Here is a 16,782-nt window from a genome sequence, read left to right on the forward strand (position 1 = left end):
CCCCCGCCCAATAAAAAATCCGCCGAAATGTCTCTCGGCGGATTTGAAAATTCCAGAACCGATCGCTCAGTTCGCTGCTGCGGGCGGCGCAAGCGCTGCCCATTCGCGCATGACCTGTTCGAAGACCTTGGCGCCCTGTGTGCCCTTGTCGAAGGTGAGGAGCGCCCGGCGACCATTGCGGTAGGTGACCGGGATGTCGATCCAGCCGCGGGTCGAGAGCAGTTCCATATTGCGCTTGATCACATCGGCAAAGTCGTTGAGCGCAACCAGATAGGTGTCGTCGGTGACCTTGGCGGTAACAGCCACGAGCGGATCGCCGCGATCCTGCTCGGTTCGCTTCATCGCGATGCGTTGCAGATTGTCGATGGCACCGCCTTCGAAATCGGCCGGCACCGAGAACACCACTTCGATGAGGTGGCTCGCCGGCAGCGAGTTGTCGGTGTTGCGCTTGATCGTAACGAGCGCCGAAATGCCGCGCTCGGGCACGTTGAGCTTGCCCTGGATCTGCGGGTCGGGCTTGCCGTCTGGGCCGGTTTCGCGCACGGCCGACCAGATGATCGATCCCGGTACGGCAACCGGGGTGGCCTGACCGAGACGCTCTTCATAGAGGAAAAGCTTCTCGCCACCGGCAACGGGGGCTGCCGACGATGCGGCATTGGTGGGCGCGGTGCCTGCTGTCGGCGTTGCCGAAGCCGGGGCATCGGTCGGTTCGATGGTTGAAGCAACGGTCTGGGCAGAGACGGAACGTCCCTCCTCGGCGGTGCCGGCTGGAGCGGCGCCCGCGCCCTCATCGATCTCAGAGCCATCGGCGCGCAGCCGCTGGGTGAACTTCTGGCCGCTCGCGGCACCGTCTTCCGGGGCCGTGGCCGTCGCAGCGGGCGTGGGCGTGGGCGTGGTCGGCGCAGTCGCTGCAGGCGCCGCATCCGTTGCAGCCGGACTTGTCGCCGCCGGCGTCGTCTCTCCCTCGGTCGCCTTTTCCGGCGCGCCGGTCAGGTTCGCGACCATGCTGCCGATATCGTCGCGCCAGGTCCAGCCGGCATAGCCGACACCCGCGATAACCAGCAGGCCAACGACACCGAGGACGATGGGGGCAAGGTTGCGGCGCTTTTTGGGCTCCAGTCGATAGGCAGGCTGATCATAGCCGCCCATCATCCGGCCGATATCACTGTCCTGATCGATGGTCGCGGGTTTGGCGTCCGGCGAGAAGCTCTGGAGATGCGCATCCCAGTCAGGTGTCGCAGGCAATTCGCTGGTGCCGGGGGCAGCCGTTGCGACGGATGCCTGAACCTCCGCATTGTCGCGGAACCACTGGCTGAAATCGTCGGGATCGATGGTTGCGGCCGCCTGGGCGACAGCGGGCGCGGCAGCGACCGTCTCGAACGGCTCGGGCTGGCTCTGCTCCAGGCTGAGACCGGCCGGCACCGGAAAATCCTGTTCGACTTCAACGTGGACGGGTTCCTGATAGGCGGGGAATTCGTCCGTCGGCGTGTGGGAAATAGAAACCGGCGCAGGCTCGATCTCCGGTAGCTCCGGGACCCTATTTGCCGCGGGAGCGATCCCCAGCGGCAAATCCCAGCTGGCAGCAGGGATGGCCGGCGTCGGATCGCTCGCGCGGCTCTGCAGCCAGTCGTCCACGGCATCGGAAACGGCGGGCCGGGGTTCTTCCGCCGGAGCGGCGAAATCGGCAGGTTCGATGAGACTATCGCCAGTTTCCGCCGCTTGGTCACGATCGGCAACCTCGCCCCAGGCCGGGGCAACAGGTCGGTCTGCGGCGAATTCCGGCTCGGGCGCATTGGCCCAGCCGGTAAAGGCAGGCTCCGCCGGCGTTACCGGGCTCGCCTCGATGCGACGTTCTTCGGCGGCGGAGAAGGCTGCCTCAAGCCGAGATTCGGCAGCTGGTGCCGCGTCGCGCGCTTGCGCATCGCCGAACACCTTCGCATCATACATGTTGGCGTAATCGGTCTCGCCGCCCGTCAAGGCATAATCGGGATCGGACCAGACTGACGGAGCGGGCTCGGCAGCAGCTGCGGGCCGCGGTTCTTCTGCCACGACTTCGGCCTCGGATGCGTACACCTCCGATGCCGATGCCGGTGCGGGCTCGCTCATATGGGCATCGGCCCAGTCGTCGCCGGTGACAGCAGGCGCCTCGGGCTCGCGATATTCGGTGTGCTCGACGGCCGCATAATCATGCTCGACCGCGGCCTCAGGAACCGTCTGTTCCGGCTCAGGAGACGCATGTGCCGCAGTACCCGGATCGGCAAAAAGCGGCTCAGGACCACGTGCCGGCTCGGCCCAGACCGGCTGCGGCTCGTGGGCAGCGTGCGGCTCTGGCGCCTGTGCGGCTTGCGGTTCGAAAGCCGGCACCGCAACCTCGTCGAGCGCCGGCAAGGCCTCGGCGTGTTCAGCTTCAACTTCCCGAATGGCGGCGTCGAGCTTCTCCAACTGCCGCTGCAGCATGTGCTCCGGCGGACGCGGCGACATGTTCTCAAGCTGCCGCACAACGGCCGAACGGGCCTTTTCATAGACCCGTGCACGCATTTCCGGAGTATTGTTCGACAGGCCATCCACGGCCCGTCGAATCACTGCGATAAAGTCAGCCATCAGCACTTTCTCATTATTGCCGGAGCGGATTCGACCGGCAAAATTTATTAAACTTCAGATTAGTCCTCGAAAGGGTCCGTCACAAGTATCGTGTCGTCCCGCTCTGGGCTTGTCGACAGAAGGGCGACCGGCGCGCCGATCAGTTCTTCGACCTGGCGCACATATTTGATCGCCTGGGCCGGCAAATCGGCCCATTTACGGGCACCGACGGTCGACTCTTTCCAGCCTTCGAGCGTGATGTAGATGGGCTCGACACGGGCCTGAGCGGCCTGGGCGGCCGGCAGATAATCGATTTCCTGGCCGTCCAGCTTGTAGCCGACGCAGATCTTCAGCTCTTCCAGACCGTCGAGAACGTCGAGTTTGGTGAGCGCGATGCCGGTGATTCCATTGGTGGCGACCGACTGGCGAACGAGCGCAGCATCAAACCAGCCGCAACGACGCTTGCGGCCCGTGACTGTGCCGAACTCATGGCCCTTCTCGCCAAGGAACTGGCCGATCTCGTCATGCAGCTCGGTCGGGAAGGGACCTTCGCCGACGCGCGTCGTATAGGCCTTGGTGATGCCGAGGATATAGCCGAGCGAACCCGGGCCCATGCCGGAACCGGCGGCGGCCTGGCCAGCAACCGTGTTCGAGGAGGTGACGAAAGGATAGGTGCCGTGGTCGATGTCGAGCAGAGACCCTTGAGCGCCTTCGAACAGGATGCGCGAACCCTTGCGGCGCTCCTTGTCCAGGAGCACCCAGACCGAATCCATGAAAGGCAGCACACGGTCGGCGATCGAGGTCAATTCCTCCATGATCGTCTTGTGCTCGATTTCGGCCACGCCGAAGCCGCGACGCAGCGCGTTGTGATGGGTGAGGATGCGTTCGACCTTGCCTTCCAGCGCGTCGAGGTCGGCGAGATCCATGACACGGATCGCACGGCGACCGACCTTGTCTTCATAGGCAGGACCAATACCGCGGCGAGTCGTGCCGATCTTGGTGCCACTGTTGGAGGCAGCGTCTTCGCGCATGCCGTCGAGTTCACGGTGCAGCGACAGGATGAGGGTGGCATTTTCGGCAATCCGCAGATTGTCCGGCGTGACCGACACGCCCTGGTCCTTCAACCGGCCGATTTCGGCGATCAGCGCATGCGGGTCGACAACCACGCCATTTCCGATGACGGCCTTCTTGCCCGGACGTACGACGCCAGACGGCAGAAGAGACAGCTTGTAGGACACGCCGTCGATGACGAGCGTATGGCCGGCATTGTGTCCACCCTGGAAGCGGACCACGATATCCGCCCGTTCGGAGAGCCAGTCGACAATCTTGCCCTTGCCCTCGTCACCCCATTGCGAACCAATCACCACGACATTCGTCATTTCGAAATCCTGTTTATCGCGCAGTGCCTGCGCCTCACCCAAACCCGCGCATCTATACTGTGTTGTTTTTGGGAAATCGACCCGTTTTGCGGGGCGATTTGGCTTTTTGCGTGACAAAGGTCGACCCCTCGCCTATTTCCGAGGCAATTCGCGCTGCGATGGATGCGCTCTGACGTCTCCCGGAACGAGCGCAGACATGCAGGGAAGAAACGCTTTGCCGATCCGCGCCTATATCTATCTCGTCATCACAACACTGCTCTGGGGCGGCAACACCATCGCCGGCAAACTGGCGCTCGGTCATGTCAGCCCGATGGCCCTGAGCTTCGGCCGCTGGGCCGTGGCGACCCTGGTGATCGCGTCGATCTCGGTCCCGCAGATCCGCAAGGACTGGGATCTCCTGAAGGCGAACTGGAAGCTTTTGATCTTCTACGGCGCCGTCGGTTACGCCGCCTTCAACGGCTTCCTCTACACGGCGCTCAAATATACGAGCGCCGTAAACGGCGCGATCGAACAGGGCGCCATTCCGGTCCTGATCTTCGTCATCAATTTCCTGCTGTTCCGCATCCCGGTCTCCGCAATCCAGATCCTGGGCTTCGTCATTAGCTTTGCCGGTGCAGCCGTCACGGCCTCGCACGGCAATCTGCAGACGCTCCTCACCCTCACCCTGAATTACGGCGACCTGCTGATGCTCTGCGCCGGCATCGCCTATGCCGTCTACACGATATCGCTGCGCTGGAAGCCGGCGGTGCATTGGAAGAGCCTGATGGCCGTGCCGGCGCTCGCCGCAGCCCTCACCAGCCTGCCGCTCCTGTGGTGGGAAGCCGGCGAAGGCCAGATGATTCTGCCCGACGCACGCGGCTGGATGATCATCCTCTATTGCGGCTTCTTCCCCTCGCTAATCTCGCAGATCCTCTACATCAAGGGGGTGGAAGGCATCGGCGCCAACCGGGCGGGGCTGTTCATCAATCTCGTGCCGGTCTTCGGCACGTTGCTGTCGATCACGCTTCTCGGCGAGACGCTGGAATACTTCCACATCCTGGCGCTCGCACTTGTGCTTGGTGGCATCGCCATCGCAGAATGGGGCAAGCCGCGCGAACCGCTCAAGGCGAATGCCTAGCCGACTGAAAGGATGTCCACTTCGCCGTCACTGAGCCGGGCTGCCGTCAGCCGGCCCGACTTGTAGCAATGCGTGTCGAGGCTCACACGGTCAGGGCCGACAAAGGCCTCGCGCATCGGCGTATGGCCGTGAAAGACGCGCACCGGCAAACCGGGGCCGAGGTCGAGAAACGACCGCCGGATCCACAAGAGGTCTTCGTCCTCCTGCTCCACCAGCGGCCGCCCCGGCCGGATCCCGGCATGCACGAAGACATCCGCGCCGACCGTCACCATCACCGCAGTCGCCTCGAGAAACTCGACATGGCTGGCTGGAACGACCGATCGAACCGCTTGCCGGAGAGCAAAGTTCGAGCCAACGAACGGACCATGCGCCTCGACGTCCAGTCCATAGGATCGCAGCGTCGTATCCGCCCCATGCTCCAGATACCAGTCGCCCGCCGGATCGCCCTTGAGATAGTCGAGAAACGCATCATCGTGGTTGCCGCGCAGGCAGATGCGGTCGAAGCCGACCGGTGGCGCGGCGCTGAGGTGATAGAGCACCGCAGCCGATTGCGGGCCCCGATCAATATAGTCGCCCAGCATAACAATCAGCTTGCGCCCCTCGCGCAGGCTCGCATCCTCTTTAATCTTATCTTCAAGTGCGAGCAGTGGCTCGAGACAGCCATGCACGTCGCCCACGGCATAGATCGCGGAATAGGTTCCAGGTTCGATCGTCACCCTCGGACGCAATCCGTCTTGTTGCACCTCGTCCGTTCCCATGGCCGCATCCCCTTGCCTGCTATCCGTGCCGCTGTCTTCTATCATGGATTGAAGCGTCGCGTCTGTCTGACCTACAGCCTTCGCATGCGTATCCAAAAAGGCAGCGGCCTGCACTGATTATGATGCTTTTCGAAGCCTGCCGTTTTGCCCTATCGGTCGATGAAACGAGACAAAGAGGCACGGCAATGGCGAAACCCTTCTTCTGGAACGAACTGGTGACGACGGACTTCGCCGCCCTTTCCGCCGACACCACGATCGCCGTCCTGCCCATCGCCTCGACCGAGCAGCACGGCCCCCATCTGCCGATCGCCACGGATGTCGCGATTGCCAATGGCATGCTGGCGGAGTTGAAGGCGCAGCGCCCCGACGACCTCGATTTCCTCGTCCTGCCGACCCAGGAAATCGGCAAGGCCAATGAACACGTCTACGGCCCCGGCAGTCTGTCCTTCGGCCCGGAACTCCTGATCCCGGCCTGGACGGCGATCGGCAGCAAGGTGGCCGAGGCCGGCATCCGCAAGCTGGTCATCGTCAACTCCCATGGCGGCAATGTCGATGTGATGAGCATCGTCGCCCGCGAACTGCGCGTCCGCCACCAGATGGTCGTCGTCTCCACCCAGTGGGGCCGTTTCGGAAATCCCGACGGCATGATTTCCGAGCATGAGAGCCGCTACGGCATTCATGGCGGCGAGGTCGAGACCTCCCTGATGCTGCATTTCCGCCCCGAATTGGTGCGCATGGACAAGGCTCAGAACTTCGTCTCGAAGGCCGAGCAGATGCGCGCGAACTCGAAATACCTGACGCCGCTCCCGCCGCATTCGCTGGCCTGGATCGCCCACGACCTGAACCCCCATGGCGTGGTTGGCGATGCCTCCAAGGGCACGGCGGAAAAGGGCGAGGCCATCTGCAAACATCAGGTGGCCGGTTTCATCGAGCTGCTGCGCGACGTCGCCGCCTATCCCCTGTCGAACCTCTACACGCCTGACTGAGAAACGGTCGCCTCACGCGCCGCCGCGAATGCTTTCAGGAATATGGCCCCGGTCCTTGAGATCCTGGACCAGCACGACCAGTTCCTGCATCAGATATTCGACGAACAGGCTTGTCGCCGAATCGAGCGTCGCCCGCGCCCGGGCAAACAGCTTCATCGGCTGATGGCGCACATGCGCCTCGGTCAGCGGCCGGAACACAAGTTCGCCGCGCCGGCATTCGGCGAGCGCATCGAGCGGATTGAGCAAGGTCAGCCCCGTCCCAGCCTTGACCAATTGCTTCATCAACTCCGACGAATTCGTTTCAAGGACCGGCTCGACCAAAAGCGGCAGCGGTGCCAGCGCCAGATCGATGATATTGCGCAGGCTGGTACCCGATTGTGCCAGGATCAAGGGTTCCTGCACGACGTCAACGAGATCGACCGGCCCCTCCTCCAGCGCCAGCCGATGCCCGGGTGGCAGCACGACACCGACCGGCACGTCGAAATTGGCGAGCGTCCGGATGCCCGGCGTCGCCGGTATGTTGAAGCCCAGACCGACATCGACCTCGCCCGTCAGCACCGGATTGATCGTCGTCACCCCGCCGTCGCTGCGCAGCTTGATCTGTACCCGCGAATGCTTGGCGATGAAGCCCGCGAGAACGGCGGGCAGCGGCCCGGAGGCGAGCCCGACGGTCGTCACCAGCGAGACCTTGCCGATCTGCGGCGTCTTGAGCCCGCGCAGCCGTCCCTCCAGCCGCTCGTAATTCTTCAGAACCTCGCGGATATGTTCGACGCAGAGTTCACCGGCTGCCGTGAGCCTGAGCCCCTTCGGCAGCCGCTCGAAGATCGGCGCACCCAGTTCCTCCTCCAGCGCCAGGATCTGCCGGTTGACGGCGGACGAGGCCACGTTGAGCCGCGCGGCCGCCTTGCGGATCGAGCCGCATCGAACGATTTCATTGATGTAGACCAGCTTCCGGGAGTGAAGCATGAGACCTCCGCTGCGCAAAAATTAGCCATGCCGCATCACTATGCAGCAATCCCGCGAGCAGTGCAAAAAAAGCATCGATGCGGACGAATTTTGATGCTTTTCAAGACGCAATCGGACCGATCAAATGACCAAAAAGGGAGCCCGAAAACGGGTCCTGCAACGAACAGGGGAACGATCAATGCGCGACATGCCCACCAAGACCAGCCTCCTTGCCCTGATGGGCCTTGCGGCTTCGCTATCTTCGACCTCCGCGGCATTTGCACTCGACGAGGTCACCTACGGCACCAACTGGCTCGCCCAGGCCGAACATGGCGGTTTCTATCAGGCCGTGGCCGACGGTACCTATGAAAAATACGGCCTAAAGGTCACCGTGGTCCAGGGCGGCCCGCAGGCCGCCAACCGCTCGCTCTTGATCGCCGGCAAGGTCGACTTCTACATGGGCAGCCCGCTCGGCGAGATGGACGCCGTCAAGGAAGGCATCCCTCTGGTCGATGTCGCGGCGATCTTCCAGAAGGACCCGCAGGTCCTGCTCGCCCATCCCGATCAGGGCATCGAGAAGTTCGCCGACCTCGCCAAGCTCGACACCATCTTCATGGGCAAGGACGGCTACGTTACCTATTACGAATGGATGAAGAAGAACTTCGAGGGCTTCACCGACGAGAAGTACAAGCCCTACACCTTCAACCCGGCCCCGTTCATCGCCGATCCAAAGTCGGCCCAGCAGGGTTATTTGACCTCCGAACCCTATGAGATCGAGAAGCAGGCCGGTTGGGCGCCAAAAGTCTTCCTGCTCGCCGACAACGGCTACAGCCCCTATTCGACGATGATCACCACGACCGCGACCATGGTCGAGAGCAAGCCGGATGTCGTGCAGCGCTTCGTCGACGCCTCGATCGAGGGCTGGTACAACTATCTCTACGGCGACAACAAGGCCGCCAACGACCTCATCAAGAAGGACAATCCGGAAATGACGGATGGTCAGATCGAATACTCGATCAAGAAGATGAAGGAATACGGCATCGTCGAATCCGCCGAAGCGCTCGACAAGGGCATCGGCTGCATGACCGACGACAAATACAAGGCCTTCTTCGACGCCATGGTCCAGATCGGCGTCCAGCCCGCCGACCTCGACTACAAGAAGGCGTATACCACGCAGTTCGTCTGCAAGGGCGTCGGGATGGCGCTGAAGAAGTGATTTCTCACCCCCCGTGAGGGGGGAGGTCGCAGCAAAGCTGCGGGTGGGGGTGATCGTCGTTAACTGACAGTAAAACCCCTCCCAAACCCTCCCCACAAGGGGGAGGGCTTAACCCAGCCGCCACCGCCTTTGCTTCAGGGGAAGCGAGCGGTCGCCACGGATCCTCTCCCCCCTTGTGGGGGAGATGGCCGGCAGGCCAGAGGGGGACTTTTTACCCGCTGGCACTGCCGAATGGCATTCCTTCAAACCGAGTATCGCATGGCTGAGATCGATCCCATCACCGCCCCTCCCCCAGAACAGCGCCGGGCGCTGGTGGTGATGAAGGACGTGTCCAAGGTCTTCTCCAGCGGCACGGTTGCCCTGACCGGCATGTCGCTGACCGTCAACGGTGGCGAATTCGTCTCGCTGCTCGGCCCCTCCGGCTGCGGCAAGTCGACGGCGCTCCGCATCATCGCCGGTCTTGGCGACACCACATCCGGCACCATCGACTGGCCAAGCTCGCGCATCAACTCCAAGGGGCTCCCCGACGGCGACATCTCCTTCGTCTTCCAGGAGCCGACGCTGATGCCCTGGACAACCGTCTTCGGCAATGTCTACCTGCCCCTGAAACTCCGCGGCGTCTCGAAACACGCCGCCTATGACGACATCATGGCCGCTCTGGAACGCGTCGGCCTGAAGGATTTCGTGGATGCCTATCCCCGCGAACTCTCCGGCGGCATGAAGATGCGCGTCTCGATTGCCCGGGCGCTGGTCACCAAGCCGAAACTGCTGCTGATGGACGAACCCTTTGCGGCCCTCGACGAGATTACCCGCCAGAAGCTGAACGACGACGTCCTGAAGCTCTGGAAGGACACGGGCATTACCGTCATCTTCGTGACCCATTCGGTGTACGAAAGCGCCTATCTCTCGAGCCGCATCGTCGTCATGAAGGCGCGCCCCGGCCGGGTGCATGCGGATTTCCCGCTGCAGACCAGCCTCGACCGCGACGCCTTCTATCGGACCTCGGAAGACTATCGCCAGGCCTGTGAAACCGTCTCCAGAACACTGCTCGAAGCGATCGGCGGGGAGGAACACTGATGAACGGACCGGCCGAAACCCTGCTGAAAATCCTCGTGCCGATCCTCGTCGTCTGCGCCCTGCTGGTCATCTGGCAGCTCGGCGTCTGGGTCTCCGGCGTGCCGCAATACATTTTGCCAGGGCCGATCGCCATTGCCGGCGCCCTGGTCAAGGACTGGGGCACGCTCTCGCCGGCGCTCTGGGTCACCACCAAGATCACCCTGATGTCGCTCGGGCTGGCACTTTTGGGCGGCGTCGGCATCGCGGTCTTCCTCGTCCAGTCGAAGTGGATCGAGGTCGCCTTCTATCCGATCACCGTCATCCTGCAGGTGACCCCGATCGTGGCGATCGCACCGCTGATCCTGATCTACGCGCCCTCGACACAGGTGGCGCTCCTGATCTGCGCCTTCCTCGTCGCCTTCTTCCCGATCCTCTCGAACATGGTCCAGGGCCTGAAGAGCGTCGACCACAATCTCCTGAACCTCTTCGACCTCTACGGCGCCTCGCGCTGGCAGACCCTGCTTTACCTGAAGCTCCCGGCCTCCCTGCCCTATTTCATGACGGGCTTGCGCATCGGTGGCGGCCTCGCGCTGATCGCCGCCGTCGTCGCCGAATTTGCCGCAGGTTCTGCCGGCGCCGGATCGGGCCTTGCCTTCCGCCTGCTCGAGGCCCAGTTCCGTCTTAACATTCCCCGCCTGTTTGCCGCCCTCTTCCTGCTCTCCTGCCTCGGCGTCGTGATCTTTGCCATTACCTCCTTCATTTCCTGGCTGGCGCTGCATCGCTGGCACGAGAGCAGCCTGAAACGAGAAAACTGATGTCGAATGCCGTTGCCACTCTGCCCGCCGCCAAGCGCTTCGTTCTCGCGAACGCAACGCTGCCCGATATCTGCGTCGATGGCATCGAGGCACCCGCCTGCGAGGGCCTGATCAGCGCCGACATCGTGGTCGCCGAGGGCAAGGTCGAGGCGATACTGAAACCCGGCGAGGCGCCATCGGGCCTGCCCTCGACCGATCTTCGCAACGGCATGGTGTGGCCAACCTTCGTCGACATGCATACCCATCTCGACAAGGGCCATATCTGGGACCGCAAGCCGAACCCGACAGGCGACTTCATCGGTGCCCTCGAAGCCGTGAAAGCCGATCGTGAGGCCCGGTGGACCGCCGAAGACGTCAAAGCCCGGATGGAATTTTCCCTGCGCACGGCTTACGCCCACGGCACCAGCCTGATCCGCACCCATCTCGACAGCCTTGCGCCCCAGCACCGCATCTCCTTCGAAGTCTTCGCCGAAGTCCGCGATGCCTGGGCCGGCAAGGTCGACCTGCAGGCCGCCGCCCTCTTCCCCTTCGACCAGATCACCGACGAGGCCTTCTTCAAGGATCTGGTCGATGTGATCGTTGCGCATAAGGGCCTGCTCGGCGGCGTCACCTATCTGATGCCGGGCCTCGACGAAAAGCTCGACATTCTCTTCCGCACGGCAACCGAAAAGGGCCTCGACATCGACCTGCATGTTGACGAGACGCAGGACAAGGAAACCCTGACGCTGAAGACCATTGCCGAAGCCAAGATCCGCAACCGCTTCGAAGGGTCCGTCACCGTCGGTCACTGCTGCTCGCTCGCCCGCCAGGACGATGATCTGGCAAAACACACCATCGATCTGGTGGCTGAGGCCGGCCTCTCGGTCGTCTCGCTGCCGATGTGCAACATGTATCTGCAGGACCGCGTTTCTGGACGCACGCCCCGCCAGCGCGGCGTCACCCTGTTCCACGAACTGACGACAGCCGGCGTCGCCACCGCCGTCTCCTCCGACAACACCCGCGACCCCTTCTATGCCTATGGCGATCTCGATCCGGTCGAGGTCTTCCGCGAGGCCGTCCGCATCATCCATCTCGACCATCCGCTCGATACCGCAGCCCGCGTGGTCACCCGCACTCCCGCCGATATCCTCAAGCGCCCCGACCATGGCCGCATCGCCGTTGGCGGCAAGGCGGATCTCGTCCTCTTCAGCGCCCGCCGCTGGAGCGAATTCCTCTCCCGTCCGCAGGCCGACCGCATCGTGATGCGGAATGGCATGGGCATCGACCGCAGCCTGCCGGATTACCGCGAACTTGACCCGTTGCTTGGAGTTTAGCCATGGCTGACTACGCCAAAATCAAGGAAGAGCTGGCGGGCATCGCCGTCGAGGACAATCCGGCGCTCGTCAAACAGAAAAGCCGCGATTTCTACTGGTATTCGCCGATCCTGAAGGCCGAGCTGGAAAACGTAATTGGTGACCTGATCGTCTCGCCCACGACGGAAGAAGAGGTGATCCGCACGCTGAAGGTTGCCTATGCCCATGGCGTACCGGTCACCCCGCGTGGCGGCGGCACTGGCAATTACGGCCAAGCCATGCCGCTTTCGGGTGGCATTGTGCTCAACCTCATCAACATGAACAAGATCAAGCAGATCCTGCCCGGTCGCGTGATCTGCGAACCCGGCATCATCATCTCCGAGCTCGACAAGCAGACCAAGGCCCATTCCGGCCAGGAACTGCGCTTCCACCCCTCGACCGCCCAGACTGCCTCGATCGCAGGCTTTATTGCCGGCGGCTCCGGCGGCGTCGGCTCGATCACCTGGGGTGGTCTCCGCGACCTCGGCAACATCCTGCGGCTTCGCGTCGTCACGATGGAAGCAGAACCGCGCGTGCTCGAACTCTCCGCCTGGGATCTGCAGAAGGTTTCCCACGCCTATGGCACCAACGGCATCATTACGGAAGTCGAGATGCCGCTGGCGCCTGCCTATGACTGGGTCGACGTCATCGTCGGCTATGACGACTTCATGGATGCGGTGAAATTCGCCGATGCGCTCGCCCACAAGAACGGCATCCTGCTCAAGGAAGTCGCCCCGATCGCCGCACCGATCCCCTTCGACTACTTCACCCGCCACAAACCCTGGCTGAAAGAGGGTCAGTCGGTCGTCGTGCTGATGGTGGCGCCGCACTCCATGGAGCCCTTCCTGGCGCTCGCCGACAAGATGAAGGGCGATGTCCGTTTCCGCTCCGACACGGTCGAGAGCATGAAAGGCATCCCACATGCCTATGAGCTCGCCTGGAACCACACCACGCTACGCGCCCTAAAACTCGACAGCGACATCACCTATCTGCAGGTCCAGTATCCTGGCCCCGACCATGTCGAGAAGGTCCGCGTAATGACCGAACTCTTCCCCGACGAGGTCATCGGCCATCTCGAATTCATCAAATTCGACGGCCACATCCAGTGCGCCGGCCTGCCTCTGGTGCGCTACACGACCAAGGAAAGGCTCGAAGAGATCATCCGCATCCACGAGGAGAATGGCTGCCCGATCTTCAACCCGCATCGTTACACGCTGGAGGAAGGCGGGATGAAGCAGACGGACCAGGTCCAGCTCGCCTTCAAGAAGGAGACGGACCCGAAGGGGCTGTTGAACCCCGGCAAGATGATCGCCTGGGAAAATCCCGATTTCGATTTTTCGGCGGGGAAGAATTACCTGTTCCCCGGCTTGGAGGTGTTTTCCGAAGCCTCCTGAGGCCCCTGAAATTAGTTGCGGCTCCCCGTTCCGGAGCCGCAACGATGAACCGCCGGAAAGAACTTATTCCGAAGGTACTCCCGGCCGGCCTCCTCCGGCTCATGCTCTCGACGACATGGCATCCCCCATCCCTCGGCATCAGGCGGCGAAGGATCGGAATGCTGGGACAAACGGCGCGGAAGTTTTGAATTGAACCCCGACTGCAGTTGCGGCGGGCAACGACTTGGAGCTTTTGAACATGCGCGTACTCGTCCTCCACTCCCATCCCCTCGACGAAAGCTTCGGTCGGGCGCTCTACAAGCTCACCTGCGAGAGCCTGGAAAAAGCCGGCCACGAGGTCGATGGCTGCAATCTCTACGAGGAGGGTTTCGACCCGGTGCTCTCGGCCCATGACCGCCGCGTCTATCATGACATCCCCGACAACCTGACGCTGGTGAAACCCTATGTCGACCGTTTGCTGAAGGCGGAAGCGCTGGTGATCGTCACTCCCGTCTGGAACTTTGGTTTCCCGGCCATGCTGAAAGGTTATTTCGACCGCGTCTGGCTGCCCGGCGTCTCCTTCGACCTCGTGGACGGCAAGCTCACCCCGACACTGCGCCACATCAAGAAGCTCGCCGCCGTCATGACCTATGGCGCGACCCCAATGCGTGCCTTCCTCGCCGGCAATCCACCGAAGAAAATCGTCAAGCGGGTCATCCGCGCCCAGATCAAGATCGGCGCGCCGGTGAAGTATCTGGCCCATTACGACATGAACAACTGCACGGAACAAACCCGCGCCGCTTTCATGGCGAAGGTCCGTCGAGAGATGGAGAATTTCTGACTGGGAACCACCGACGCCCGACACGCGAAAGGCCAGCCCCCTGAGGGACTGGCCTTCGTTATTCTAGCGACGACTGCCCGAGATTACGGCGTGGTTGCCGGAGGAGTCGTCGGCGTCGTCGACGGAGCAGGCGTCGCCGGATCAGCGGCCGGCGGGGTGGCCGGAGCGGTGTCGGCTGGCGGGGTCGTCGCGGCCGGCGGCGTAGCAGGAGCCGTATCACTGGCTGCCGGCGGGGTCGCGGGCTCGCTCGTCGAAGTCGCAGGTGCGGTCGTGGTATCAGCGGTATCACGGTTGCCGAAAACGAAGAAGGCCGCAGCTGCAATCACGACGATCAGCAGGATTGCAATGCCCCAGCTTGCGCCGCTCATGCCAGCATTCTGCTGTGTCACGTGCGGACGTGTGTCGAGGCGGGGATCAGGACGTTGGTCCATGGTGTAACTCCTTGGGTATGGGCCGCGCGCATATTCGTATGCGTCACCGGCCTGATTGATCGGATCGATCAGAAACGTGGATTACTGAACCACGCCAACGACCACATAGGTCTGCGGATCTACAATCACGCGCTGGTTGTTGACCACGGCATAGGCATATTTCGGCTGATCCGGGATCGGGGTCAGGACGACCTGCTGCGGCAGGGGTTCACCGACAGCAACCTGCTGTTCGATCACCACCGGCTGGGCCGGCATCGGCTGCTGCTGGACGTAGGTCACGACCGGGGGCGGCGGCGGGGCAACGGCTGTACCGGCAATCGCGCCGACGACGCCACCCACCGCAGCCCCCACCGGACCGCCGACAATTGCACCGGTTACAGCGCCACCGGCAGCACCGGTTACAGTGCCTTCCTGGGCGAGAACGGGCGACGCGATCGAACCAATCACCAAAGCTCCAAGAGCGAGAATCTTCGTCTTCATGGCTTCATCCTTTCCGTTTGACTGCCATCGACGACAAGAACACCCGGAAGAACGAATTGTTCCCCTGCCAAGACTGGGGACAATATTGATTCAATCGTCAAGAAAAAGAGAGATTTGCCCCCTTCAGAGGGAACAAAATCGAGAATGACCACTGCATGTCAAAAAACCTTGGCCGCAGTTACTTCGACTTCAACGAGGAATTCTGCTCGGGTAAATCCCCCGACTACGATAAGCGTAGAGACCGGTTTCGGCTCCAGCGTGTAGCGGTCACGGACCGCCATATAGGCTGGAAAGTCCTCGCGTTTGGTGACAAAGCCGGAAATGCGGATGACATCGGCAAAGCTCATCCCGGCATCCTCCAGAATGGCGGAGATCGCCTCGAAGCAAAGCTCCGCCTGTCCGGTCACGTCAGGCGGAATGCTGTCATCGGGTCGGATGCCGAGTTGACCCGATGTCACCAAAAGGCTGGCTCCCGGCGGCACCAGCAGACCATGATTGTAATGACCGAAGGGTTTGCGGACGGATGCCGGATTGAAGCTGCGTTTCATGGCGCTCGGCCTTTCTCAGGGCAGGGGCGCAACAGGCGCCGAATGGTTGCGTTGCACTTCGTAGAGGATATGGCCGAACAGCGCGGCAAGCACGATCGGCCCGCCGACCAACGTCCCGGCCGACGGCACCTCGCTCAACACCAGCCACACCCACAGCGGCGTCAGTGGCACTTCGAGCGCGGTCAAAAGGCTCGCATCGGCCGCCGGCAGGCGCCGGGTGGAGGCGGTGTAGAAGATCAGGCCCATTGCATTCTGCACGATGGCGAAGACGATGATCAGCCTGAGATCGACGGCGGTGACCGTCAGCGGTGCAGCGAACCAGAAGGTAACCAAGGAACAGAGCCAGGCGGAACCCGCCATCGCCGGCAGCATCGGCACGTCGCGATGCTTGCGCATCAGTGTTGCCATAGCTGCAACACAGAGCGTCATGACGGCCGCCAGAAACTTGCCGAACAGCCCGCCGCTCTCTCCGTGACTGTCGGTCAACATCACCAGCACGCCAACCATGGCAACGCCACTGGCAATCAGTGTAGAACGGCTTGGCCGCTCCCCGATGAAGACAAAGGCGACCGCCGCCGTCACGAAGGGCACGGTGGCATAGATCACCATCGCATCAGCAATCGCCGTGTAATACATCGAGCCGATGCCGGTCACCATGCTGGCGGCGGAGAAGATCATCGTCCAGACGCTCGGCCAGCCCATCCGCCTGAGGATTCCGGGCACCCGGCTGCGCTCGAGATAGACGAAGAACAGGAAGACGCAGGTACCCGAGAAGAGCCCGCGCCAGAACAGCATGGTCATTAGATCCGTGCCGATATGGCGAATGAAGAGGCCGGACGACGACCACGCCAGCGCCGAAATGGCGCCGTAGACAAGGCCGAGGCGGTATTGGCGGGGATTGTCGAGGCTCATGGCAGAAGCGTCAT

Annotated in this window: 16 protein-coding genes; 8 read left to right on the forward strand and 8 right to left on the reverse strand. The window is 62.4% G+C overall.

Annotated features, from left to right (window positions below; all coding sequences use genetic code 11):
• Nucleotides 1-66 precede the first annotated feature (66 nt).
• Both FJQ55_RS14060 and FJQ55_RS14065 read right to left on the reverse strand, forming a co-directional pair.
• Entirely contained in the window at nucleotides 67-2,601 is a 2,535-nt protein-coding gene (locus tag FJQ55_RS14060; protein WP_140828793.1) for a hypothetical protein, read from the reverse strand.
• 59 nt (nucleotides 2,602-2,660) lie between these two features.
• Nucleotides 2,661-3,959: an adenylosuccinate synthase gene (locus FJQ55_RS14065; RefSeq protein ID WP_062281335.1), complete on the reverse strand. Its 1,299-nt coding sequence runs from the start codon at nucleotides 3,957-3,959 to the stop codon at nucleotides 2,661-2,663.
• Nucleotides 3,960-4,173: 214 nt separating this feature from the next.
• Here FJQ55_RS14065 and FJQ55_RS14070 point away from each other — a divergent pair, with 214 nt between their 5' ends.
• Nucleotides 4,174-5,076 carry a DMT family transporter gene (locus tag FJQ55_RS14070; protein ID WP_140829303.1) on the forward strand — a complete coding sequence of 301 codons (903 nt, stop codon included), beginning with the start codon at nucleotides 4,174-4,176 and terminating at the stop codon, nucleotides 5,074-5,076.
• On the opposite strand, the gene FJQ55_RS14075 is transcribed toward FJQ55_RS14070, so the two are convergent.
• Nucleotides 5,073-5,834 carry a metallophosphoesterase gene (locus FJQ55_RS14075; protein WP_140828795.1) on the reverse strand — a complete coding sequence of 254 codons (762 nt, stop codon included), beginning with the start codon at nucleotides 5,832-5,834 and terminating at the stop codon, nucleotides 5,073-5,075. The two genes, FJQ55_RS14070 and FJQ55_RS14075, sit on opposite strands and share 4 nt — an antisense overlap.
• Before the next feature lie 185 nt (nucleotides 5,835-6,019).
• On the opposite strand from FJQ55_RS14075, the gene FJQ55_RS14080 reads away from it, so the two are divergent.
• Nucleotides 6,020-6,820, forward strand: coding sequence for a creatininase family protein (locus FJQ55_RS14080; RefSeq protein ID WP_140828797.1), 801 nt, complete (start codon nucleotides 6,020-6,022; stop codon nucleotides 6,818-6,820).
• A gap of 12 nt (nucleotides 6,821-6,832) precedes the next feature.
• Here FJQ55_RS14080 and FJQ55_RS14085 read toward each other — a convergent pair whose 3' ends face one another.
• On the reverse strand, nucleotides 6,833-7,786 hold the full coding sequence (locus FJQ55_RS14085; protein ID WP_140828799.1) for a LysR family transcriptional regulator: 954 nt from the start codon (nucleotides 7,784-7,786) through the stop codon (nucleotides 6,833-6,835).
• Between the two features lie 178 nt (nucleotides 7,787-7,964).
• On the opposite strand from FJQ55_RS14085, the gene FJQ55_RS14090 reads away from it, so the two are divergent.
• From FJQ55_RS14090 to FJQ55_RS14115, 6 genes are all read left to right on the forward strand, one after another.
• Nucleotides 7,965-8,981, forward strand: coding sequence for an ABC transporter substrate-binding protein (locus FJQ55_RS14090; RefSeq protein ID WP_140828801.1), 1,017 nt, complete (start codon nucleotides 7,965-7,967; stop codon nucleotides 8,979-8,981).
• A gap of 258 nt (nucleotides 8,982-9,239) precedes the next feature.
• On the forward strand, nucleotides 9,240-10,058 hold the full coding sequence (locus FJQ55_RS14095) for an ABC transporter ATP-binding protein (protein ID WP_140828804.1): 819 nt from the start codon (nucleotides 9,240-9,242) through the stop codon (nucleotides 10,056-10,058).
• Entirely contained in the window at nucleotides 10,058-10,852 is a 795-nt protein-coding gene (locus FJQ55_RS14100; RefSeq protein ID WP_140828806.1) for an ABC transporter permease, read from the forward strand. The genes FJQ55_RS14095 and FJQ55_RS14100 overlap by 1 nt, the downstream gene beginning before the upstream one ends.
• Entirely contained in the window at nucleotides 10,852-12,165 is a 1,314-nt protein-coding gene (locus tag FJQ55_RS14105; RefSeq protein ID WP_140828808.1) for a cytosine deaminase, read from the forward strand. Before FJQ55_RS14100 ends, FJQ55_RS14105 begins: the two co-directional genes overlap by 1 nt.
• A gap of 2 nt (nucleotides 12,166-12,167) precedes the next feature.
• Nucleotides 12,168-13,577, forward strand: a complete 1,410-nt coding sequence (locus tag FJQ55_RS14110) for an FAD-binding oxidoreductase (RefSeq protein WP_140828810.1) — start codon at nucleotides 12,168-12,170, stop codon at nucleotides 13,575-13,577.
• Nucleotides 13,578-13,815: 238 nt separating this feature from the next.
• Nucleotides 13,816-14,397, forward strand: coding sequence for an NAD(P)H-dependent oxidoreductase (locus FJQ55_RS14115; protein WP_140828813.1), 582 nt, complete (start codon nucleotides 13,816-13,818; stop codon nucleotides 14,395-14,397).
• 83 nt (nucleotides 14,398-14,480) lie between these two features.
• Here the strand turns inward: FJQ55_RS14115 and FJQ55_RS23540 are convergent, their stop codons facing one another.
• The 4 genes from FJQ55_RS23540 to FJQ55_RS14135 form a co-directional block, all read right to left on the reverse strand.
• On the reverse strand, nucleotides 14,481-14,828 hold the full coding sequence (locus FJQ55_RS23540; RefSeq protein ID WP_208758197.1) for a hypothetical protein: 348 nt from the start codon (nucleotides 14,826-14,828) through the stop codon (nucleotides 14,481-14,483).
• Nucleotides 14,829-14,909: 81 nt separating this feature from the next.
• Nucleotides 14,910-15,308, reverse strand: a complete 399-nt coding sequence (locus FJQ55_RS14125; RefSeq protein WP_140828815.1) for a DUF1236 domain-containing protein — start codon at nucleotides 15,306-15,308, stop codon at nucleotides 14,910-14,912.
• Between the two features lie 158 nt (nucleotides 15,309-15,466).
• Nucleotides 15,467-15,856: a RidA family protein gene (locus tag FJQ55_RS14130; RefSeq protein ID WP_140828817.1), complete on the reverse strand. Its 390-nt coding sequence runs from the start codon at nucleotides 15,854-15,856 to the stop codon at nucleotides 15,467-15,469.
• Between the two features lie 15 nt (nucleotides 15,857-15,871).
• Entirely contained in the window at nucleotides 15,872-16,768 is an 897-nt protein-coding gene (locus FJQ55_RS14135) for a DMT family transporter (protein ID WP_140828819.1), read from the reverse strand.
• Between the last annotated feature and the right edge of the window lie 14 nt (nucleotides 16,769-16,782).

Source organism: Rhizobium glycinendophyticum (assembly GCF_006443685.1).
GTDB lineage: Bacteria > Pseudomonadota > Alphaproteobacteria > Rhizobiales > Rhizobiaceae > Allorhizobium > Allorhizobium glycinendophyticum.